Source organism: Kitasatospora cystarginea, assembly GCF_039533515.1.
Lineage (GTDB): Bacteria > Actinomycetota > Actinomycetes > Streptomycetales > Streptomycetaceae > Kitasatospora > Kitasatospora cystarginea.
Genome location: NZ_BAAATR010000015.1, coordinates 128397 through 150859 on the forward strand (window position 1 = coordinate 128397; position 22463 = coordinate 150859).

The window sequence follows — 22463 nt, forward strand, 5'->3', positions numbered from 1 at the left end:
CTTCGGCCGCCCGTCCGTACCCTGCTCGTGACGACTGGGGAGGGGTGTGGCCATGGCCGCGGTCTCCCGGAAGCCGGTTCCACAACCGGTGCTGTCCCCGCTGACGGCGGCAGCGGTCTTTCTGGTGGTGACGGTCGATCCCGGCGGCGAGCCGGTCGTACGGGAGCTGTTTCCCGACCTTTCCGGGTTGCAGCGGGCCGTCGGCTTCCGGGCGCCGAACGGGACGCTGAGCTGTGTCACCGGCATCGGGTCACAGGTCTGGGAGCGCCTGTTCGGTGCGCCACGCCCGGCGGAGCTACACCCGTTCCGCGAACTGGCAGGGCCACGGCACCTCGCGGTGTCGACCCCCGGTGACCTGCTGTTCCACATCCGGGCCGCGCGGATGGACCTCTGCTTCGCGCTGGCCTCCCTTCTCATGGACCGGCTCCGCGGTGCTGTCACGGTGCGCGACGAGGTGCACGGGTTCAGGTACTTCGACGAGCGTGACCTCCTGGGCTTCGTCGACGGGACGGAGAACCCGGTGGAGGAGGCCGCCCGTACGGCGGTCCTGGTCGGCGACGAGGACCCGGAGTTCGCCGGTGGAAGCTATGTGATCGTGCAGAAGTACCTGCACGATCTCGCGGGCTGGGACGCCCTCCCGACCGAGGCGCAGGAGTTGGTGATCGGGCGTCGGAAACTGTCCGACATCGAGCTGAGCGACGAGATCAAGCCGCCCGACTCACACGTCGCGCTGAACACGCTCGTCGATCCCGACGGGACGAAGCACGAGATCCTGCGCGACAACATGCCCTTCGGCAGCGTGGGAGAGGGAGAGTTCGGCACGTACTTCATCGGGTACGCCCGAACCCCGGCAGTGACCGAGACGATGCTGACGCGCATGTTCCTGGGCAACCCGCCGGCCTCCCACGACCGGATCCTGGACTTCTCCACCGCGGTCACCGGGTCCCTGTTCTTCGTGCCCACGACCGACTTCCTCGACGACCTTCCCGATCCGCCCGGCGCGAGCCGCACGGAGTCGGCGGCGGACCCGGCACCCGATGTCCGGTCGCCGACCGCCGACGAGTCCCTGGGGATCGGCGATATGAAGAGGTATCGTCAATGAACAATCTGCACCGTGAACTTGCGCCCATCTCCGCGGTCGCCTGGGCCGACCTGGAGAACGAGGCGCGACGCACCTTCGAGCGCCATGTGGCCGCCCGCCGGATCGCGGACGTCTCCGCGCCCGGCGGCCTTCGACTGGCCGGGGTGGGCACCGGACACCTGGAGGCGGTCGACCCTCCGGCCGACGGGATCATCGCCCACACCCGCCACTTCCAGCCGATGGTGGAACTACGCGTTCCGTTCACCGTCGATCGCCGGCAGGTCGACGACGTCGCACGCGGAGCCGAGGACGCCGACTGGCAGCCGGTGAAGGACGCCGCCCGCCGGATGGCCTTCGCCGAGGACCGCACGGTGTTCGAAGGATATGCGGCTGCGGGCATCGCCGGAATGCGCGAGAGCTCGTCGAACCCCGCCCTGAGCCTGCCGGTTGAGGTACGTGACTACCCGAACACCATCAGCCGGGCGGTCACCGCACTGCGGCTGGCCGGAGTGGGCGAACCCTACACGCTGGCGCTGAGCGCCGACGCGTACACCGCCGTCAGCGAGACCTCTGACTACGGGTACCCGGTCATCAAGCACATCGCCCGGCTCCTGGACGGCGAGATCGTCTGGGCGCCGGCCATCGGCGGTGCCTTTCTGCTGTCCACCCGGGGCGGCGACTTCGAACTGTACATCGGCCAGGACGTTTCGATCGGCTACCAGTCGCACGACGAGAGGACCGTCCGACTCTACGTCGAGGAGACGCTGACATTCCTGGTCCACACGGCCGAGGCCGTGGTGTCCCTGACGGCGGGACCGCGGTAGCCGACCACGATGCGCCCGGCGGCCTTCGCGCTCCGCCGGGCCGCGGTGCCTGAGAGGCAGTCATAATCCGTCGTCAGTTGAGGGCTTTTTTCGGGTCTCGTGCAGCCCCACTGGTGTCACGGGCGAACTGCACGGCGGGGCCTGCTTCTCCCCTCGCCCATGCCTGTTTCAACTCCCTTGATCAGCCGCACCCGTGCAACCCCGGGAGCTCCGGCGGCGGTCCTGATGGGATTCAGATAGCCACCGGCCCTCGGCTCGGAATCATCTGCCGGTCCGGTCGGATGGCCTGTGGTCGGATGGCCTGTGGTCGGATGGCCCGTGGTCGGATGGCCCGTGGTCGTTCTGCGTGGCGGGAGGTGACGGTGCCGCACCGGGCCGGGCGGCCACCCAGGACGAGACCATCGCACCGGTGAAGCCCACCGTCACGCAGACGAGCGCCGCCAGGGCGGAGAAGGGGCTTTCGGCGGCATCCTCGCCACCGGTGGTCAGGACGTGCGCCATGTCGCGGCCGTTGTCGGCCAGCCAGGCCAGTCCCACCGCGGATGCCACCGACATCAGCAGTGACCCCAGCCGCAGCAGGCCCGGCGGCACGTCCCACGCACGGCGGCCGATCAGGAGGCTGAACACTCCCAGGCACCAGATGCCGTAAGCGGTGAACAGCACGATGTACCCGACCAGGATCAGCCGGCCCGTGCCCTGCACCGTCACCTCGTCCCCGACCCGGGTGGCGCCGGCGGAGAGGTAGGCGACGATCTCCAGCACCACCGTGACGCCGAGCAGCACGCTCTGGCGCCGTAGTCCGGTCCGCGCCCGCCCAGGGGCGTTCAGGGAGTGCGCCATCATCGCCAGCGAGCCCGCCGCGACCAGCTTCAACTGGTCGCCGATCAGCGTGAGCAGGTCGGGCAGGGGACCTAAGTGACGGACCGCCGTTGCCGTCGCCGGGGCCGTGACCGCCATCGCCGTACCTATGCTCAGGCCGAAGGCAGAGGCGAAGCGCATCGCGGGATCTTTTCGGCGGTGGCGGTCGAGCCGGGCTTTCAACACGGTTCCGGTGATGGCGAGTCCGCAGGCGAGATAAGCGGCCACGTTCGCCAGCCGATCACCCATGCCGAGTGCTGCCTGGTCGAGACGCACGACCGGGCGCCGTCCGCCGTTGGTGCGGCTCCGTCGTGTCGGCAGCGATGGACCGGTATCGCTCCGAGCCCGTCTGGCCCACTTTCCCTCCCCAGCTTTTCGGTCACGCTCGCGTGATCCTAGATGCCAGGGAGGAGGGGCGAAACCCCGTGATCATCGAGGTCGCTTCGGAGGCGAACTCCCGGTGGTCGACCGGCCCCGCCGGGGCGGGGCCGGTCTGGGTCGAGCCGCGCGCGAGAGACCCCCTGACGGCCCCATGGACAGTCAGGGGGTCTTGTGGCTCCGCGGATCTCACCGTTTCACGGTGTCCGCGTCACCGTCGGATTCCGCTGATGATCAGCCGGCCGGTGGGGGTGGCAGGCGGCAGGGTCGTCAGCTCAGGGCCCCGCCGTAGTTGGGGAGCTCGAAGCCCTTCTCGTAGTGGCCGCCCTTGAAGTCGGTGTCGTTGTTACCGATGTTGGCGACGAGGGTGTAGCCCTGCTTCTCGAAGGACTCGCGGCACGAGAGCTTGACGTCGGCCTTGCCGGCGCTGCTCTTGGTCTTCATGCACAGGCCGTCGACGGTGTACCCGGCGTTGTGGAGCTCCATGGTGGTGGACCGGCGGGAGCTGTCGCTGCGGTAGGTGGCGAACAGGATCGCCGCACCGTGCTGGTGAGCGTACTGGGTGACGGCCAGGACGGGCTTGACGGGCTTTCCGGGGTCGTAGTGGCTGGCGAGGGACGTGTTGTCGATGTCGAGGACCAGCGCCAGGTGGTCACCGGGCTTGCTCCCGGCCAGCCGCTGCTGGACGTAGCTCATGAGGGGCTTGGCGACGGCGTTGACGTCGGACTCCCACTGGCTCTTGCCGGGCAGGCCGGAGGACGCCTGGGCAGCGGGGGCGAGGACGGTGGCGAACACGCCGGTGCCGGCGATCAGACCGATGGCGAGCTTCTTGAGCATTGCTTGTCTCCTGTGGGGAAAGCGGACCGTGGCTCGAGGCTGGGGTTCCTCTGGTGTGCCGGGGGCAGCGGCAGGTCCGGAAGACGAACGCCCCGGGCCCAGGGCCAGCAGGGCCGCGGCCGCGATGGCCGCGACGACCGGTCTCCGGGCCCTCGGTGCTGGCGAGTTGGGTATGACGGGCATGAAGTCTCCTTGTCGTAGGGGCGCTTCGGCGGGCGGCGGCCACAGCCGGCCGGCTGCCGGGGGGATCCGGAGGGAACCCGCCGGGATCTGGCCACCGAGCGTTCCCTGAGCTGGGACTGACGTCAACGGAACTTCGGAAGCGGCGGGTTGTCTGGCAACGCGACAACCGCTGACCCACCCTCCGACCTGCGGCGACGCGGTCGAGCGCCCCGTGTGCCGGACAATTCTGTGGATTCGCCAGAAGCAGCTGGGCCGGACGGTGACGGCCGCCACGCAGCAGGCGAATCCGCAGAGTTGGAGCCGGTGCCGCCCTGCCCTCCGTGCGACGTTCCGGGTACCGCGACGGTCCGGCGGCTCTCGGTGTCCACAGAGTCGGACCGTGCTCTGCCTGTGAGCCGCCACCCGCCCCGACCGGGTTGACCGTCCTGCCGCCGCTGAGGCACGGCCTCCGCCCGCATCTGCGCCCCGCCCCCGGCCGGTGCTGACGTCCTCTCCCCCACGAAGGCCGCCCTGTCACCCGTGTACCGACGGCGGCGCCCCGACGCCACAGCTGCGGGCGACGCTCGCCGCCGCCGTCATCCGATGGTCCGGGCACCTGCTCCGGCCGGCCGCACCGCTCAGCCCAGTGCTCGATAGCGGCGTTGCGGCCGGCCCCGTTGCCCGTAGCGCAGCTCCACCTCGGCAACGCCGCTCTGGACCAGGTGTTCCAGATAGCGGCCCGCGGTGGGCCGGCTGACGCCGAGTCTGTCGGCCAGTTCGGCGGCCGACAGGTCGGGGCCGCTCCGCAGGGTCTCCCGGACCGCGTCCAGGGTCGGCTCGCTCAGTCCCTTGGGCAACTGCTCCGCGGGGGCGTGCAGGGTGCCGAAGAGCCGGTCGATCTGCGGCTGCGAGACCAGCCCCTCCACGGCCAGATCCCGTTGGAGGGCCTGGTACCGGCGCAACAGCTGGCTCAGCGCCGCCAGCCGTACCGGTTTCACCAGATAGTGAAGGGCTCCGCTGCGGATGGCGGCCCGGACGGCGTACAGGTCGGATCTGCTGGTCACCACGATCACGTCGGTGCCGGTGCAGCCGCCGCGCAGCTCCGCGGCGAGTTCGAGACCGTTGCCGTCCGGAAGACTGATGTCGATCAGGGCCAGCTGCGGTCGGCGCTGCGCGGCCACCGCCCGGGCAGCCGTCACCGAGGCGGCGACGCCCACCACGGTGAAGCCGGGCACATGCGCGACGAAGCGGGTCAGGGCAGCAGAAGCCACCGGATCGTCCTCGACGATAAGAGTCGCGATCAAGTCCGCCCCGCTCCTGCTGAACATCTGCACCACGCATGCCCGACCTCGGCCGGTCAGCGGCTGGCAGGTCCATGTCCGCCGGCCCTGGCCCGCTCCGCATCGGCCCACCATAATGCTGCGACACCGGATGGGGCGCGTCCCGGCCGGTTGGCGAGAGGTGCGGATGGAGAGACGAACCGGTCGCCTGGCCATGCTGCTGGGCCCCCGGCGGCCGGTGCTGAGCCTGGCGGCGCTGTACGTGGCGTTCGGGCTGCTGCCCCTGCTGACGCTGGCCCAGTTCTGCCTGTCGTCGGCACAGGACGCGGTACGGCACCAGGTCAGCACGGGGCTCACCACCACCGCGACCACCAGCGCCGTGGCCACCGCTGACCGGTTGTCAGCACTCGGCGATCTGGTCACCGCTTCGGCGAACGACCCGGCACTGGCCGCGTACCTGTCCGACCCGAGGCACATCGCCGAGGGCGAGTCGCCGATGCAGGAGGTCACGCAGCTGCGCAGTTCCCAGCCGGGGGTGGCCGAAGTGCTGCTGTGCGACCGCGACGGTCTTCCGCTGGCCGACTCGGCGGACCTGGGCTACCTGCGCGATCCGACCGCGACCGACTGGTTCCGGGCCGAGGTGGCGAGTCCGCGCACCTATCTGTCCGCAGGATACGCGCCGGCGGTGCAGGGCGCCGGGCGGGCGGTGGTGATCGCCGCACCCGTGCGCGACCGGACGGGCCGGCCCGGCGGCGTGCTCGCCGCCGCATATCGTCTGGACGCGCTGCAGACCTTCACCGACCAGATCGCCGCGGCACAGGGCATCGGCCTGGTGATCACCGACCAGACGGGCGCGCCCGTCGCGTCGTCGGCGTCCGACCGGCCGTCCGCCCGGTCCTCGGACGGTCACGGCCGGGTCCTGACCGCGACCCGGCCGGTGCCCGGCTTCGGCTGGATCGCGACCGCGACGGTGCCCGAGAGCCAGGCCCTCGCCCCGCTGCTCGCGCTGCGCTCAGCCGTGGTCGGCGCGGTCCTGCTGCTCGGCACGGTCCTGCTGATCGGCCTGGCCGCCCAGGTCAGGCTGGCCTGGGCGCGCAGCCGGGCCGAGGACGCCCTGCAGGCGGCCCGGGACGAGGCACTGCTGCTCTCCGAGCGGAAGTCCACCCTCCTGGCGGAGGTGAGCCACGAGATCAGGACCCCGATGAACGGCATCGTCGGCATGACGGGGCTGCTGGAGGCCACCGGACTGGACGAGCTCCAACGCCGCTATACCGCCGCCACCCGGAGCTCGGCCGCGGCCCTGCTCACCATCGTGGACGACCTGCTGGACCTGTCCAGGATCGAGGCGGGCAGGCTGATGCTTCGTCATATCTCCTTCGATCCCCGGTGGTTGTGCGCCGAGGTGCTCGACCTGATGGCACCGCAGGCGGCGGAGCAGGGGCTCCGGCTGGACGCGAAGATTGCGCCCGAGGTCCCGGACCGGCTGGCCGGCGATTCCGGGCGGATCAGGCAGGTGCTGGTCAACCTGGTGGGCAACGCCGTGAAGTACGCTCCGCTCGGGCGGGTGGACGTGCTGGTCGATCTGGTCGCCGACGCGGCCGGGCCGGGTGGGTACGTGGTGCGGTTCGGGGTCCGCGACACCGGGGACGGGCTGACGCCGGACCAGCAGGAGCGGATCTTCGACCACTACACGCGGTACGCCGGATCGGGCCAGGCGGTGGAGGGCGCGGGACTGGGGCTGGCCATCAGCAGGGAGTTGGTCGCCGCCATGGGCGGGCGCATGGGCGTGGAGAGCACGCCCGGGCGGGGCAGCCGCTTCTGGTTCACGCTCGGGCTGGCGCCGGCCCCCGGGCCTGGCGAGGCCGGGTTGCCGCCCTTCCTGGATGCGGTGGGCAGGGCCGTCCTGGTCGCCGATGACGACGAGGTCTGCCGACAGGTGGCCCGGGACGTGCTGGAGGGTGCCGGCTTCACCGTGGACCTCGTACCGGACGGCGAGCAGGCGGTGGCCGCCACCCGGAGGGCGGAGTACGGCCTGGTGCTGATGGACCTGCGGATGCCGGGGCTGGACGGGCTCGCCGCCGCCCGGGCGATCCGCGCCGGGCGGCACCACGCCTCACCGCCCGTGGTCGCCGTGACCGGGGAACGCGAACCGGCGGTGCTCAAGGCCTGCCGGGAGGCCGGCATCCAGGCGGTGGTGGGCAAGCCGGTCGACTGGCCAGCGCTGGTCGCTGCGCTCCGAGGCACCGGCGCCTCGGAGCGCGGCGACCGGACACCGGTCACCGCTGCGACGGCCGGCGGTGCGCCGTTCCTGGATCCGCCACCGGCCGGGCGGATCGAATGGGACAGCGAGGTGGTGGCCGATCTGGCGGAGTGCGGGGCCTTTCCAGCCGCGGCAGAGGCGTTCGGCATCACCGCCCCCGGACTCGCGCAGGCGGTGGCCTCCGCCGTCCGGGCAGCGGACCTGCCCGCCCTGGGTGCCGCGGCGCACCGGTTGGCAGGGGCTGCAGCTACCATCGGCGCCCGCTCGCTGGCGGCCCGGTGCCGTCGGATCGAGCGGCTGGCCGAGACGGGCGGCCCACCACCCCCGGGGACGGCCACGGGCCTGGCCGATGAGGTGGCGGCAGCGATCGTCGAGCTCAGCTCCCTGCACTCATCGGCAGGTTCGGTCTGACCAGCCGATCCGCGGAGGTGCCGTCCCATTCCCAGTACAGCCCGTGCACCCCGGGGGCGACGTCGGGGACGACCAGGCACGCCTGACCCGTGGAGGAGATCCGCACCTCCTGGAGCGTCCGGGCCGGCGCGTCGTGGTGCGGCCGCCAGGCCGCGGTGCAGCCGGCCGGCAGCATGCCGGCGTCGAAGTTCACCCGCAGCGCCAGGTTTCGGCCGGGGACGCCCACCTTCCGTTCGTACTCCGTGGCGACGTGCGAGGACGGGTACGCATAGCTGTACTCGACGATCGTGCTGCCGCCCGGCGGTATCGGGAGGTCGAAGAGCAACTCGGCGGCAGTGACGCCGTGTTCGCGGTCGATGCGGCGCCGGCCGAGTCGGCAGCCGACCAGCCCGAACAGATCGGCGTCGGCCGACGTCTGCGGCCCGGCCCGGGTGACCAGGACCAGCCGGTCCGCGCCCCGGTCGAGCGCTCGCACGATCTGCAGGACGTCGACCCGGCGCTCCTCGCGCTCGGGTCCGATGTGTACGTCGATGCGCGTGTGGAGAGTCTCCACCCGCGTGTTGGCCCGCGGGTCGAGGTCGGCGAGGACCCGCTCGACGGCCTGATCGCCGAAGGTCCGGCGGTGGTCCAGCGAGCCCGGGATATGGTCGATCCACCGGCCGCGCGGCCGGCGCGGGCCGAGCAGCACGATCAACGAGTGGCGCTCCAGCTCCAGGACCTCCTCCAACGCGCGTACGGCGTCCAGCGAGGCAGCCCGCTCGGGTCTGCTCCGGCCGCGCTGCCAGTAACTGAGGCTGGACACGCTCACCTGGATCCCGCGGCGGGCCAACCGCCGCTGGATGGCCTCCAGGCTCAGGCCCTGCTCGCGGATCGCCGTCCGCAGCGCTAGGTCGAAGGGGCCGGAGCGGAGCACCTGGGCGAGCTCCGTCCCCATGACCGTACCGGCCCTGCTCAAGGATTGATTGCGCATCCTGCACCTGCTCCCACCGGGACCGCACCGTGTCGGCAGTCGCTCCGAGCTGCGGAATCTACCGGGCGAACCCGCTGAGATCAGATATCTGTGCATATTTATCACCGTCGGCACCGGCCCACTCGGGTGCGGCCACGGCGCCGGGGCCCGGCGGAAGGGCCGGTCCCTCGAGGACCACCAACACGTCGCGTCGATCTGCCGGATTCCGGCCGTACCAGCCCGTGTTGCAGGGCTGCCTCCTACGCGGCGTCGGTGGCGCACCAGCTGACCGGGAGGGTGAGCGGTGACTTGCTCGGGGATTCGTCGTCCCAGGTGGGGTGGTGGCCGTCGGGCACGCGCAGGTCCGGGAAGCGGTCCAGCAGCGCCTGGAGTCCCACGGTCAGCTGGGCCCGGGCCAGGTGCGCGCCGATGCAGTTGTGCGCGCCCCGGCCGAAGGTGAGGTGCGGGTTGTCCGCTCGGCACAGGTCGAGCCGGTCGGCGTCGGCGAACACCCGCTCGTCCCGGTTGGCGGAGGCGAGGACGGGCAGTACGGCGTCGCCCGCGCGGATCCTCCTCCCGTGCAACTCGATGTCCTCGACGGCCTGGAGGACCACGACACCGTTCATCACCGGTATGAACCGCAGGAGTTCCTCCACCGCGCCGGGCATCACGCCGCGGTCGTCACGCAGTCGGGCGTACTGGCCGGGCACGGTCAGCAGCGCCACCACGGCGTCCCCCAGGAACATGGTGCTCGTCCGGTAGCCGGCGACCAGCATCGAGAGTCCGAAGTTCACCACGCTCTCCCCGTCCAGGCTGCCGCGCCCGCACGCGTGGACCAGCTCGGTGAGGATGTCGTCGGCCCGCTCGCGCCGCTTGCGATCGAGCAACGACGCGATGTAATCGCGCAGTTGGGCGGTGACCTGGCGGCCCTCGTCCAGGGTGAGAATCGCCCCGAGGGCGGCGTCCGCCCTGGGCAGGAAGTACTCGCGGTCCTCGTAGGGGATGCCCACCAGCTCACACATGGCCAGCAGCGGAAAGGGCTCCAGGAAGCCGCCGACCAGGTCACCGGGCTGCCCGCCGGCCACGAACTCGTCCAGCAGCCGGTCGGCCGACCGGCGCAGCCGCGGCAGCCGGCGCCGGATGGACCGGACGCTGAACGGCTCGGCCAGGGCCCGGCGCAGGGCCGCGTGCCGGGGGCCGTCCAGTTCCATCATCGTGATCAGGCCCGGCTCGTCGTCGGCGGCCCGGTCGTGCCGGGGCGGCCAGTCGTTGATGGTCGGCCTGATCAGCCGGGGGTCCGCGATCAGGTCCCGGACGTCCTCGTAGCGGGTGGCGTACCAGGCGGTGGCGCCGGCCGGCAGCCGGACCTGCGCCAGCGGGCACTGGCGGCGCAGCCACCCGTACTGCTCGGGCGGCCCCATGGTGCCCGGCGGCGGGAGGGGCAGGTCGATGACGGGCCACTCGATGGCGGGTTCCGGCGGTGTGCTGCTCACTGGCTGGCTCCCCTGGTCGGGTGCGAGGTGGCCGGGTCGGCCTCACCAGCTGACCGGGAGGGTCAGCGGTGACTTGGTCACGGATTCGTCGTCCCAGGTGGGTTCCCGTCCTTCGGCCAGGTGCAGTCGCGGGAAGAAGTCGAGCAACGCCTCCAGACCGACGGTCAGTTCGGCGCGTGCCAGATGGGCGCCCAGGCAGTTGTGGGTCCCCCGGCCGAAGGCGAGATGGCCCCCGTGGCCCGTGATCGCGCCGGTCCGGCTCAGGTCGAGCCGGTCGGCGTCGGCGAAGACCCGCTCGTCCCGGTTGGCGGAGGCCGGCACGGGGATGACTGCGTCGCCCTTGCCGATCGTCCGCCCGTGCAACTCGATGTCCTCGGTCGCCAGGAGGACCACGGTGCCGTTCATCACCGGCATGTAGCGCAGGAACTCCTCCACCGCGCCGGGCATCGACTCCCGGTCGTCGCGCAGGTGGGCCCACAGGTCCGGCCGCTCCAGCAGGGTGTGCACCGAGTCGGCCAGGAAGAAGCTGCTGATGCCGAAGCCGACGGTGAGCATGGACAGCCCGAACGCCATCACGTCGTCGTGGGTCAGCGCTCCGTCGTCGCACTGGCGGACCAGCTGCGTCAGGACGTCGTCGCCGGGCCGGTTCCGCTTGCGGGCGATCAGTTCGCCCACGTACCCGCGCAGCAGATCGGTGACCCGGCGCCCCTCCTGCGAGGTCACCATCCCGCCGAGGGCCGCTTCCAGCACCGGCAGGAACCAGTCCCGGTCCTCGAAGGGGATACCCACCAGGTCGCACAGCACCAGCAGGGGGAAGGGGTCGGTGAAGCCGGCGACCAGATCGCCGGGTGGGCCGTCCTCATGGAATTCCCGCAGGAGTCGTTCGGCGAGCCGGCGGATGCGCGGCAGGTGGTCCCGCACGGCCCGGGAGCTGAACGGGTGGGCCAGGGCCCGGCGCAGGGCCGCGTGCCGGGGGCCGTCGAGTTCGGCGATCGTGACCAGGCGCGGCCCGTCGTCCGCGGGCTGCCCGGGGCGCGACGGCCAGTCGTTGATGGTCGGCCTGATCAGCCGGGGGTCCGCGAGCAGCATCCGGACGTCCTCGTACCGGGTGGCGTACCAGGCGGTCGCGTCCATCGGCATCCTGACCCTCGCCAGTGGGCAGTTCTCGCGCAGCCGCGCGGCCTCCGCGGGCGGCCCCATGGTGCCCGGCGGCGGGAGCGGGAAGTCCAGGACGTCCGGCTCGGGTCCGCTTCCCCGCGCACCGGGTGACTGTGCGGTCATGCGCGCTCCCCTTCCCGGCTGCTCCGGCTACGGGCGCTCGATGTAGCCGGTGGCGTAGAAGTACTCCAGGTAGCGGTCCAGCAGTTCCGCGTCGACCGGAGGACAGCGCAGGCCCGAAGCGGCCAGGTCACGTTCGACGTTGGCCCGCCCCACGGTCGGGAAGGTGCCTTCGAAGTACATCTCCTTGACGGACATGTCGGCCTGCCTGCAGCGGTCCACGCACAGCGAGACGAACGGGGCCGTGGGGCTCGTGGGGTGCTGTGCGACATGGCGGACGAGTTCGCCCACCCACTCCTCGTAGGGGAGCCGGCGGATCCGGTGGCCCGCGGCGTCCATCCGGTCGAGCATGTCGCACAGGCTCGCCGGGCGGGGATTGGTCAGGTGGTAGGTCCGGCGCGTGGTGCGGTGCGTGGTGGCGATGTGCACCAGGGCGTCGGCCAGGTAGTCCACCGGGACGAAGTCCAGCGGCAGCGGGATGTCGGGGGCCAGCCCCGTCTCGCTGATCGTCTTGAACAGCGAGCAGATCGCGGTGTCGGTGTTGCAGGCGCCGGTCCGCCGCTCCCCGGTGATCTCGTACGGCCGGTAGACCGCCGCCGGCAGGCCCTGGCCCGCGGCGGCGCGCAGCACCTCTTCGGCGACCCACTTGCTCTCGGCGTAGCCCATGGTGAGGCAGTCGGCGTGGTCGAGCGGCAGGTCCTCGTCGACGTGCCGCACGCCGGCGGTCCCGAAGCCGGCCAGCACCGCGATGGTGGAGAGGAAGTGCACCGGCACCCGGCGTCCGGCCGCCAGCCGTACCAGTTCCCTGGTGCCCTCCACGTTGGCGCGGCGCAGCGCATCGTACGGATAGAGGAAGTTGACCTGCGCGGCCGCGTGGACCACCAGGTCGAGGGTGTCGGCGAGTTCCTCGGCATGGCTCGGTTCCAGACCGAGGCCGGGCTCGGCGAGGTCGGCGGGGAAGCACACGGTGCGATCGGCGGTTTCGGCGGTGGCCAGGCCGAAGCGGGCCAGGTTCCGCGTCACCTTCTGCCGGGCGTGGGCGCGGTCCCGGCTGCGCACCGGGCAGTGCACCCGGGCGTCGGTTCGGCGCAGCAGCCCGAGCAGCAGGAAGGCGCCGACGAATCCGGAGGCGCCGGTGAGCAGCACCTCCCCGGGGTGCCGCCAGTCCGGGTCCGGTCCGCGCTGCGGCGGGAGGGTGAAGCCCAGCCGCGCTTCGGCTCGGAAGTCCACCGGGCGCGTGTCGGCTCCCTCGCCGCCGTGCCGGTCCTTGACGGTGGCGACGGCCGCGGTGAACTCCTCCAGCGTGGGGTGGCGCAGCAGGCTGTGGACCAGGGTGCGGCCGTACCTGGCGTCGAGGTCGAAGGCGGTCAGCGTACGGGTGACGACCTCGGCTGCCAGCAGGGAGTCACCGCCGATGTCGAAGAAGCCGTCTCCCGGTGCCGGGTGCACGCCCAGCACCAGCTGCCAGACCCTCGCCAGGGTGTCCTGCGGACCGGGACCGGGGCCGTCCACCGCGACCGGGGTGGCGGCCGGCCCGGTCGCCGCCAGCCTGCGCAGCCGGTGGCGGTCGACCTTGCCCCCCGCGGTCACCGGGAACCGCGCGACCTCGACCAGCCGCGCGGGCACCGCGGCTGCGGGCAGCCAGCCTGCGAGGGAGCCGCGGATGCGGTCCAGGGGCAGCGCCTGGCCGGGGCGGGCCGGCGTCACGTATCCGATCAGGGCGTCGCCGTCACGTTCGACGACGGCCTCGCCCACCGCGTCGTCCGCCCGCAGCCGCGTCTCCACCTCGTCCGGCTCGATGCGGTGCCCGCGCAGTTTGATCTGCCGGTCCATCCGGGCCCGGTACTCCAGTGCGCCGTCCGCGCGCCGGACCACCCGGTCACCGGTGCGGTAGAGCCGCGCGCCGGGCTCGACGAGGTCGTCGACGAAGCGCTCGGCGGTCAGCTCGGGGTCGCCGAGGTACCCGAGTGCGAGCCCGTCTCCGCCGACGAGGAGTTCACCCTCCTCGCCCACGCCTGCGGGCGTGCCGTCCGCGCGCAGCACGCGGCAGGTGGAGTTCTCCAACGGGTGGCCGATCGGCACGGCCGTCACCTCGGGAGCCAGGTCGTGCACCAGGTGTGCGGTCGAGACCACGCTGTTCTCGGTCGGACCGTAGAAGTTGACCACGGTGGTGTCCGGACAGGCCTCCAGTATCGCGCGGGCCAGCTCCGCGTCCATCGCCTCACCGCCGGCGGAGACGAACCGCAGCGACCGCAGTGCCGACGGCCTGGTGCGCGCGATGTGGTGGAACACTCCGGTGGTGAGGTAGGCGATGCCGACCCGCTCGGAGAGCAGCAGTGACTCCAGCGCGGCCGGTGACAGCAGTTCCTCCTGCTCGGCGATCACGATGCAGGCGCCGGCCAGCAGCGCGGGCCAGATCTCGATCGAGGAGGCGTCCGAGGAGAGGCCGTAGGCGTGCAGCACCCGCTCACCGGGCCGCGGCCGCTGCCCGACCAGGTCGGAGGCGGCCAGCCGGACGACGCCGCGGTGCGGGATCGCCACCGGTTTGGGGCGGCCGGTCGAGCCGGAGGTGAACATCACGTAGGCGCAGTCCACTGGGTGTACCCGGGCCTGCGGTACCGCGACCGGCGCGGTCGCCGCGAGGCCGCCCAGGTCGATGCGGGTGCGCACGCGCCGGATGCGGCGGGTGCTGCCGGGCAGCGTGACGACGGTGTGCACGCCGGCGTCCTCGGCCATCGCCTGCAGGCGCGCGGGCGGTGAGGTGTCGTCGAGCGGAACGTACGCCGCGCCGGTCTTGAGGATGCCCAGGAAGGCGACCAGTGCTTCCGGCGACCGGCTTCCGCACACGCCGACCTTGTCACCGTGCCGCACACCGGAGTCGTGCAGCCGGGCGGCCAGCGTGTCGGAGCGGATTCTGAGTTCGCCGTAGCTGATGCTGCGACCGTGCCGCACGGAGGCGGTGTCCTGCGGGCGGTGCGCCGCCCGGGCATCGAACAGCTCGTGTAGACAGCGATCGCGTGGATAGCACCCCGTCCCGGTCTGCTCGGCCGCCGCCTGATGCGTCAATGTCTGAGTGTCCATCGGAAGATCACGCTCTCTGCCGCGCATGGACCACGTGGCACGGGAAGCTACTGTTCGAACTCCTCGGCGAAGGCGGCGAAGTCGGCGGTCCGCCATCTCCGGGGCCTCATGCGGATGAGGACGTCGTCGGCCAGTTGCCCTTGATTGGCCGCCAGGTACGCCTCCGCCGTGTCCGGGTCCAGGTACCGGCGGGCCAGTTCCTCGCGTTCGGCCGGCGGCAGCGGGTCCTCGACGGCCACCACCGGCCCCTCCACACTGACGTAGCGGTAGGGTGCCGTCTCGTCCTGCGCGCAGAGGCTGAACCGGCCCGCGCCGCGGATGAGCCGCGCCTTCTGCGTTTCCCGCCCGGTCTGGATCGTCACCAGCCCACCGGGCCGGTAGGAGTACCAGAGCGGTACCAGCAACGGCCCACCGCCGTTGCGCGGATCGTCCACTCCCAGGATCCCCACGTGCAGGCCGGCGAGGAACTTCTCCCGGTCTTCGACCGACATCCTGAGATCCACTGGTACCGCCTCGATTCGGCAGGGAACGCATCCGGTGTTGACGTGGTGCGAAGGACGGGGTGACCTCCGGCCGGGCGCCGCGCCGGCGCCGCGGCTCTGTGCGGGTCCTCGGTCGCCCTCGGCGGTGCACCGGGCCGTCGACGACCCGTGGCCCGGCCGGGGCGGGGACCAGTCCTCCTCCAACCTTTCATCACACCCGGGTGGCTCGCATCCGGACGGGGGCGAGGACGGGGTGCTTCCGCCTCCCGGGTGCCCGGCGGCAGCGGACCGCCGGTCGTCGGCCGGGGTGGTCGACGGGACGCGTGGGCTACCGGGCCGTGCCCCCGCCGGAAAGCACAATGAGAGGTCCTGCCAGGTGCTGGGAGCGGCCCAACCGTCAGGTGGTTCACCGGGAGGAGGAAGAGGCACATGAGGGCAGCCATCCGAGCCGAGGGCCTGGTGAAGACCTTCGGCGACGTACGGGCCCTGGACGGGGTCGACCTGGACGTGCCGGAGGGGACGGTGCTGGGTCTGCTCGGCCCCAACGGCGCCGGCAAGAGCACCGCGGTGCGGGTGCTCACCACCCTGTTGCGGCCCGACGCGGGCCGCGCCCAGGTGGCGGGAGTGGACGTGCTCAGACACCCCGGCCGGGTCCGCAGCCTGATGGGCCTCTGCGGCCAGTACGCGGCGGTCGACGAGTACCTCACCGGCCGGGAGAACCTCCAGATGGTCGGCGAGCTCTACCAGATGCGGACCAGGGACGCCAAGGCGCGCGCCCGGGAGCTGCTGGAGTCGTTCGACCTCGCCGAGGCGGCCGACCGGCTGGCCAAGACCTACTCCGGCGGTATGCGCCGCCGGCTCGACCTGGCGGCCGCGCTGGTGGTGCGGCCCCCGGTGATGTTCCTCGACGAACCCACCACCGGCCTGGACCCGCGCAACCGGCTGGCGCTCTGGAAGGTCATCGAGACGCTGGTGACCGAGGGCACCACCCTGCTGCTCACCACCCAGTACCTCGAGGAGGCCGACCGGCTGGCGCACGACATCGCCGTGGTCGACCACGGCCGGGTGATCGCACGCGGCTGTGCCGACGACCTCAAGGCCAGGATCGGCGGCGAGCGGGTGGAAGTGGTGGTCCACGAGCGCGAGCTGATCGGTGCGGCCGTCGCGGCGCTCACCCCGTACGGGACGGGCCGGCTCAGTGTGGAGCAGCACACCCGGCGGATCACCGTGCCGGTGCGCGGGGGCGCCCGGGTGCTCGCCGACGTCATCCGCGAGTTGGACGGACGGGACATCCTCATCGACGACATCGGCCTGGGCAGGCCCACCCTCGACGACGTCTTCCTCTTCCTGACCGGCCACGCGGCCGAGGAGACCGGCCCCGGAAAGGACGCATGACCATGACGGTCGTCACCGACCTGGCGGGGGGACCCGGGATTCCGCAGCCGCGGGGCGGACTCGTCCAGATGGCGCGCGACTCCTGGGTGGTCGCGAAGCGCAACCTGCGCCGGATGACCCGGATTCCCGAGATCGTGGTCTTCGGGCTGCTGCAGCCGGTGATGTTCGTGCTGCTCTTCTCGTACGTGATGGGCGGCGCGATCAAGGTACCGGGCGGGGGCTACCGGGAGTTCCTGATGGCGGGGATCTTCGCCCAGACGGTCACCTTCGCGGTGGCGGGTGCCTCCGCCGGCATCGCGGAGGACATGACCAAGGGTCTGGTGGACCGCTTCCGCTCGCTGCCCATGGCGCGCTCGGCGGTGCTCGCCGGGCGGACCCTGGCCGACCTGGTGCAGAGCGCCTTCATCCTGCTGGTGCTGGCGATCGTGGCGCTGCTGGTGGGATGGAGGGCGCACCACGGGGTGCTCGCGGCGCTGGGTGCCTTCCTGCTGCTGCTCCTGCTCGGCTACGCCTTCTCCTGGATCGGGGCGCTGATCGGCCTGTCGGTGCGCAGCCCGGAGGCCGCCACCTCGGCGGGCCTGATCTGGCTCTTCCCGCTCACCTTCCTCTCCAACGCCTTCGTGCCGGTGAACACCATGCCGGGCTGGCTGCAGGCGATCGCCTACTGGAACCCGTTCAGCGCGACCGTCCAGGCCTGCCGGAACCTGTTCGGCAATCCGGGGGCGGACGGCGCGCCCGCCTGGCCGATGCAGCATCCGGTCGCGGCGTCCACGCTCTGGTCGCTGCTGATCCTGGGGCTGTTCTCCTGGCTGTCGGTGCGCAAGTACCGCAACGCGACAGGATGATCGGCCGACCGGCGTGTCAGCGCCGCGCCGCCGGGCCTGTGGCGCGTCCGATGCCCTGAGGTTCCGACCGGGCTCAGGCCGTGGAAGGCACCGCCTTCAGTACGCCGAGAAGCCGGGTGACCTCGCCCGCCACGGCCGTTCGTCCGGCCCCGAGGTACCGGCGGGTGTCGACCAGTTCCGCGTTCTCGGCGAGAGCCCGGCGGACCGCGGTGGTGAAGACCTTGTTCAGGTGGGTGGCGATGTTGACTTTGGTCATGCCGTGCTCGATGGCGCGGCTCAGGTGCTCATCGCCCACTCCGGACGAGCCGTGCAGCACCAGCGGCACCGGAACGGCCTTGCGCAGCGCGGCGATGAGCTCGAAGTCGAGCGCGGCGTCGCGGGTGAGCATGGCGTGCGAGGTGCCGACGGCCACGGCGAGCGCGTCGACTCCGGTGGCGGTGACGAAGGCCGCGGCCTCGCCCGGGTCGGTCCGGACGCCCGGCGCGTGCACACCGTCCTTGCCGCCGACCTTCCCGAGTTCGGCCTCCACCCAGGCACCAGCGGCGTGGCAGTGCGCGACCACCTCGGCGGTGGTGCGCACGTTCTCCTCGTAGTCCAGCGCGGAGGCGTCGAACATGACCGAGGAGAATCCCAACTCCACAGCCTCGTAGACGAGTTCCGGGCGGGTCGCATGGTCGAGATGGACGGCCACCGGCACTTCGGCGGCGCGGGCGACGGCCAGCACCGCGGAGCCGACGGGGGCGAGCGCACCGTGGTAGCGGACGGCGTTCTCGCTCAGCTGCAGCACCACCGGCGATCCGGCTGCCTCGGCACCGGCCACGATGGCCTGGGCGTGTTCGAGCTGGATGACGTTGAACGCGCCGACCCCGCGCGCGGCGCTCACAGCGGGGGTGACGATGGCGCCGGTACCGGTCAGGGGCACGGGAACTCCTCAGGTACGAAGGGGTCGGACGTCCACCAGCGATCGCAGGCGTCGGTGGACGGCGGGGTCGAACTCGCCGGCCAGCGGCGCAGCGACGGCGGCCGCGGAGAGCGCCACCGCCTCGGCCAGCAGGTCCGGCCAGGGAGCACCGGCGACCAGCCCGAGGGTGAGGGCGGCCACCGCGGCGTCCCCGGCGCCGGTCGGATTGCCAGCCAGCCGCTCGGGCGATCGGGCTCGCCAACCTCCGTGCGGTGTAAGGGCGATGAGGCCATCGGGGCCGAGCGAGGCGACCACCGCTCCGGCGCCGGCGGCGCGCAGGGAACGGGCGGCGGCGACCGGATCGGCAAGGCCGGTGGCGGCGGCCAGCTCTCCCGCGTTCGGCTTGACCAGCGCCGGGCCGGCGGGCAGCGCGGCGCGCAGGGCAGCGCCGTCGGCGTCCACCACCGCGGGCACGTCGTGGGCGTGCGCGCGGCGCACCAGGACGGCGTACGCGTCCTCGGGCACGCCGCGCGGCAGACTGCCGGAGAACACCACCGCCGCCGCGCCGGGCAGCAGCGCGTCGAGGCGGCCCAGGAAGCGCGCCCATTCCCCGGGCCGGACCACCGGCCCGGGCTCCAGCAGGATCGTGGTGTCGCCCGCCTGCTCCTCGACCACGGCAACCGTGCGGCGGCTCTCCCCCTCGATCGGCAGCAGCTGATCGGCCAGTCCGGCTTCCACGAGGTCGCGGCGCAGTGCGGCGCCGGTGAGGCCGCCGGCCAGGCCGGTCACGACGGTGGGCTGTCCGAGCGCGTGCAGGACCCGGGAGACGTTGACGCCCTTGCCTCCGGCCCGTTCCGCCACGTCGCGGACCCGGTTGCTGCCGTACCGGCGCAGCCGGTCCAGGCGGTGGGTGACGTCGAGCGCGGCATTGAGCGTGACGGTGAGGATCACGCTCGGGCCTCCCCGTTCAGCAGGTCCCGGGCGGGCAGCGCCGCGCCCTGGCAGCCGGCCCGGACGTCGTGGCCGAAGGCGCCCTGAAGGCCCGGATGTTCGGCGAGTTGGCGTCGGACCGGTAACCGCTTCCGGCCGAGGTCGGCGGCGAGCACCGAGCTTCCCGCCCCTTCGTCGGCCGTGCCCGGCACCGCGATGCCGGCAGCGGCCGGATCGAACCGCTCGACGTGGTTCATGACGGACCCTCCTGTGCGCACAATGCCGCCAGCGCCTGCTCGAAGCTGAGCTCTTTATAGCGATATCGATCAACTGTGAGCAATACTGCCGACCGGATCGAGCACGTCTGCCGGTGGTCACCCGAAGGCTGTCGTATCTGTTCGGGCATGCCTCCTGCGCCGACTGCGGGACGGGATTCCCGGTGGCGGACCGGGTGGTCCCGAACGCGAGGCCCACCTGGTGAGGCCCGGTTACCTGGCCGGCCTGGCGCTATGGTCGGCATCTGCGGCGAGCGCGGCGTCGACTGCACCGCACTCAGATAGGTTCATCCGCTTGGGAGTTGGGAGGGCACGGCCGGGGTTGCGCGAAACCGCCGACCCGCGCCCCAGTGGCTTCAGGTCACGCCGCGCCGGGCTGCGCAAGCCTGGTCCTCGTACGGACGGCGAGGACCAGGCCGAGCAGGCAGCCCGCCAACAGTCCGACGCCGTGGTTGTTGTGCAGCACGCACAGGAACAGACCGGCTGCGGGGACGAGCAGCACGAACCAGCTGCCCTTGAACATCAGGCCCAGGGCCTTCCCGCGCAGCAGGCAGGTGACGGCCAGGGCGCCCGCCAGGCCGCAGATGGCCACCGAGTCGCCGCCTCCTCGCGGTGACCAGCCGGCCAGGCTGACCACGTGGGCGAGGACGCCGCTGATGAGGAAGACGGCCAGGGTCCGCCAGCGCCCGAAGACCGACTCGGCTACGGCGCCGACCACGAGCAGGGCCGGCAGGTTGCACGCGATCTGCGTGATTCCCGAGGACTGCACCAGTAGTGCGGTTCCAGCCCGCCACCACTGCCCGTCGGTCAGCGCACCCGGCTGGCGGATCAAGTCGTCGACCACGGCGGGCAGCGCGTACTGGACCACGGCCATCACCGCCATCACCGCGAACAGCGTGAGGGTGGCCCAGGGCCGCCGCGCCAGGGCGGCGCGGACGACGGCGAGCACCTCGCCCGGCGAGCCACCGTTCCCCGCGGAACCGCCGGCCCCGGAGCCGTCCGTGGGGCTGACCAGTACCAGCGTCCGCAGTCCCACACTGACCACCACAGCGGCGCTCGCGTACAACCCGATCTCGTGCGGCGACATCGCCGGACCCCCGTCCGAACAGCCTTGGGCGACCTCGCCCCGTTCACGCAGCCCATCATCCCGATCGGGCAGGACCCCGCACCAGCGCAGATGATCACGGGCTGGTCGTGACGGTTGTCACGACAGCCGCACCCTGACATCGCGCCAGCCTCCGCCATACCGCGCGCCCGCGGCGCCACCCGCATCACTGCACACGTACGCCAAGGTCTGGCGTCGGAGCGGAGGTGAGCTCCTTCGCCAGAAAGACGCAAGGGTCTTCGATGTCGTGGACTTCACCGTCGTGGGCGGTGTAGGACCAGCGGTCGAGATAGCGGACCACGGGCCGGTACCCGAGCCGGGCGTAGAGCGCTGCGGCCCGCGGGTTTCCATCGTCGTCGACTCCGAGGCCGATCCGCTGCACGCCGCGTTCGACGGCCAGCCGCTCGGCATGGCGGATCAGCGCGGTGCCGATGCCGCCGCCGCGCAGCGGTTCGGTGACGGAAAGTCCGTTGATCTCGGGGCAGTTGGGCACGGCCTGTCGTACCTCGGTGGCGGCGCACCCGTTCCAGCGGATCTCGGCGTTCGCGACCGGGCGATCCGCCAGCCAGGCCACCAGGTAGGTGCTGGTGCCGACTCCCTGTCGGGCGAAGCGCTGTGCGTGGAACGAAGTCCGGCTCGGCGACGGCAGATGCTCCTCGAGCAGCGCGACATCGGCTTGTTGACATTGGGTAATCAGCATGGCACTACGGTCCCGCCCCGGCCGGGTCGGTGCCACAGGTTTTCCGGGCCACCCCGGGCGAACGGCCCGACCAGGCTATGGGCCCTGCCGGATGCCGCGCTGCGCCGACGCCCTACGAGGCACTGACCCGCCTGGCCGGCGGGGCGCATCAGCGCCAGGTCCTCGCCCCAGGCATCCAGCGTCGCCGCGTGGCCGGCTGCCCTGGCCGTCTTCTCGACCTGGGCGAAGAGCCGTCGTTGAAGGGACACGTCACCGGTTCGCTGGATCTTCTCGATCGTGTCGAGCAGGATGCCGGTGTCCCAGCCCGGCAGGGAAAACCTCTCCAACTCCCATGCGAGGTACTTGTTGTACGGGCGAGGCCGACGGTCGAGGGCGAAGAGCAGTTCGAGCAGGTGACCGAGACTCTCCGCGGCATCCAGGTGGGCGGCCGGGCCGCGGCCGTCGCGGTCGTTCTTCACCGAGCGGTACAGCCAGTTCGCGTAGGCGTCCAGCCGGTGAGCGGCGGCCGTGCGCGCTTCCTCGGCACCGAGTCGGCCCTTCCTCGTAATGATCTCCGTGATCTCGCCATCGGCCCGGTCGAGCAGAACACGGGCCCGGGCCAGGGCGCAGCGCTCCAGGCCGCCACGGTGGCGGAGCCCGCCGACCGTGGTGACGACGACGTCCAGTGCGGCGGAACGGTAGCCGTCGAGAGCGGCCAGCTCGGTCGTGGCGTCGTCCACGAGGATGAGGTAGACGTCGTGATCGGAATGCCCGGTGGCCATGCCCTCGTGCGTGTGGGAACCCTTGAGGATGAGTCCGACCACGTCGGGGTCAGCGGTGGCTCGGTCGAGGAACGCCTCATAGGTGAGCGGACACTGCGGGTGCACGTGCTGACCTCCGGTCATCTCTGCTGTGCCGAAAACGACGTGAAGCCTCCGGTCGCCCTGGACGGCGTCCCG

Annotated in this window: 19 protein-coding genes; 5 read left to right on the forward strand and 14 right to left on the reverse strand. The window is 71.9% G+C overall.

Translation table 11 applies throughout. From position 1 onward, the window contains the following. Positions 1-52 precede the first annotated feature (52 nt). Complete coding sequence (locus tag ABD369_RS18600; RefSeq protein WP_344637552.1) at positions 53-1102, forward strand: Dyp-type peroxidase; 1050 nt, start codon at positions 53-55, stop codon at positions 1100-1102. Beyond that, a complete protein-coding gene (locus ABD369_RS18605) occupies positions 1099-1905 on the forward strand; it encodes a family 1 encapsulin nanocompartment shell protein (RefSeq protein ID WP_344637553.1) in 807 nt (268 codons plus the stop codon). The genes ABD369_RS18600 and ABD369_RS18605 overlap by 4 nt, the downstream gene beginning before the upstream one ends. A 261-nt stretch (positions 1906-2166) precedes the next feature. Here ABD369_RS18605 and ABD369_RS18610 read toward each other — a convergent pair whose 3' ends face one another. From ABD369_RS18610 to ABD369_RS18620, 3 genes are all read right to left on the reverse strand, one after another. Then, on the reverse strand, positions 2167-3039 hold the full coding sequence (locus ABD369_RS18610; RefSeq protein ID WP_344637554.1) for a hypothetical protein: 873 nt from the start codon (positions 3037-3039) through the stop codon (positions 2167-2169). 372 nt (positions 3040-3411) lie between these two features. Beyond that, positions 3412-3978 (reverse strand): HAD family acid phosphatase, encoded by a 567-nt coding sequence (locus ABD369_RS18615; RefSeq protein WP_344637555.1) that lies wholly within the window; start codon positions 3976-3978, stop codon positions 3412-3414. An 800-nt stretch (positions 3979-4778) separates the two neighbouring features. Further along, positions 4779-5444, reverse strand: coding sequence for a response regulator (locus ABD369_RS18620; protein WP_344637556.1), 666 nt, complete (start codon positions 5442-5444; stop codon positions 4779-4781). Between the two features lie 163 nt (positions 5445-5607). On the opposite strand from ABD369_RS18620, the gene ABD369_RS18625 reads away from it, so the two are divergent. Next, positions 5608-8091 (forward strand): hybrid sensor histidine kinase/response regulator, encoded by a 2484-nt coding sequence (locus tag ABD369_RS18625; RefSeq protein ID WP_344637557.1) that lies wholly within the window; start codon positions 5608-5610, stop codon positions 8089-8091. Here the strand turns inward: ABD369_RS18625 and ABD369_RS18630 are convergent. The 5 genes from ABD369_RS18630 to ABD369_RS18650 form a co-directional block, all read right to left on the reverse strand. Then, positions 8057-9061, reverse strand: coding sequence for a helix-turn-helix domain-containing protein (locus ABD369_RS18630; RefSeq protein WP_344637558.1), 1005 nt, complete (start codon positions 9059-9061; stop codon positions 8057-8059). The genes ABD369_RS18625 and ABD369_RS18630 overlap by 35 nt on opposite strands. Before the next feature lie 239 nt (positions 9062-9300). Continuing rightward, the gene (locus ABD369_RS18635) at positions 9301-10533 is read right to left on the reverse strand and encodes a cytochrome P450 (protein ID WP_344637559.1); all 1233 of its coding nucleotides are present in this window, start codon (positions 10531-10533) and stop codon (positions 9301-9303) included. Between the two features lie 42 nt (positions 10534-10575). Next, positions 10576-11814, reverse strand: a complete 1239-nt coding sequence (locus ABD369_RS18640) for a cytochrome P450 (RefSeq protein ID WP_344637560.1) — start codon at positions 11812-11814, stop codon at positions 10576-10578. Positions 11815-11841: 27 nt separating this feature from the next. Beyond that, positions 11842-14892, reverse strand: coding sequence for an amino acid adenylation domain-containing protein (locus ABD369_RS18645; RefSeq protein WP_344637561.1), 3051 nt, complete (start codon positions 14890-14892; stop codon positions 11842-11844). Positions 14893-14939: 47 nt separating this feature from the next. Beyond that, the gene (locus ABD369_RS18650) at positions 14940-15383 is read right to left on the reverse strand and encodes a pyridoxamine 5'-phosphate oxidase family protein (RefSeq protein WP_344637562.1); all 444 of its coding nucleotides are present in this window, start codon (positions 15381-15383) and stop codon (positions 14940-14942) included. Positions 15384-15803: 420 nt separating this feature from the next. On the opposite strand from ABD369_RS18650, the gene ABD369_RS18655 reads away from it, so the two are divergent. Together ABD369_RS18655 and ABD369_RS18660 are read left to right on the forward strand one after the other, a co-directional pair. Further along, positions 15804-16769: an ATP-binding cassette domain-containing protein gene (locus ABD369_RS18655; RefSeq protein WP_344637563.1), complete on the forward strand. Its 966-nt coding sequence runs from the start codon at positions 15804-15806 to the stop codon at positions 16767-16769. Positions 16770-16771: 2 nt separating this feature from the next. After that, the gene (locus ABD369_RS18660) at positions 16772-17614 is read left to right on the forward strand and encodes an ABC transporter permease (RefSeq protein ID WP_344637564.1); all 843 of its coding nucleotides are present in this window, start codon (positions 16772-16774) and stop codon (positions 17612-17614) included. 73 nt (positions 17615-17687) lie between these two features. Here ABD369_RS18660 and ABD369_RS18665 read toward each other — a convergent pair whose 3' ends face one another. From ABD369_RS18665 to ABD369_RS18690, 6 genes are all read right to left on the reverse strand, one after another. Then, complete coding sequence (locus ABD369_RS18665; RefSeq protein ID WP_344637565.1) at positions 17688-18536, reverse strand: class II fructose-bisphosphate aldolase; 849 nt, start codon at positions 18534-18536, stop codon at positions 17688-17690. A gap of 9 nt (positions 18537-18545) precedes the next feature. Then, positions 18546-19466, reverse strand: coding sequence for a 1-phosphofructokinase family hexose kinase (locus ABD369_RS18670; protein WP_344637566.1), 921 nt, complete (start codon positions 19464-19466; stop codon positions 18546-18548). Continuing rightward, positions 19463-19702 carry a hypothetical protein gene (locus ABD369_RS18675; RefSeq protein WP_344637567.1) on the reverse strand — a complete coding sequence of 80 codons (240 nt, stop codon included), beginning with the start codon at positions 19700-19702 and terminating at the stop codon, positions 19463-19465. The genes ABD369_RS18670 and ABD369_RS18675 overlap by 4 nt, the downstream gene beginning before the upstream one ends. 379 nt (positions 19703-20081) lie before the next feature. Then, a complete protein-coding gene (locus ABD369_RS18680) occupies positions 20082-20807 on the reverse strand; it encodes a rhomboid family intramembrane serine protease (RefSeq protein WP_344637568.1) in 726 nt (241 codons plus the stop codon). Positions 20808-20991: 184 nt separating this feature from the next. Then, a complete protein-coding gene (locus ABD369_RS18685; protein WP_344637569.1) occupies positions 20992-21525 on the reverse strand; it encodes a GNAT family N-acetyltransferase in 534 nt (177 codons plus the stop codon). After that, positions 21519-22409, reverse strand: coding sequence for a hypothetical protein (locus tag ABD369_RS18690; protein ID WP_344637570.1), 891 nt, complete (start codon positions 22407-22409; stop codon positions 21519-21521). Before ABD369_RS18690 ends, ABD369_RS18685 begins: the two co-directional genes overlap by 7 nt. Between the last annotated feature and the right edge of the window lie 54 nt (positions 22410-22463).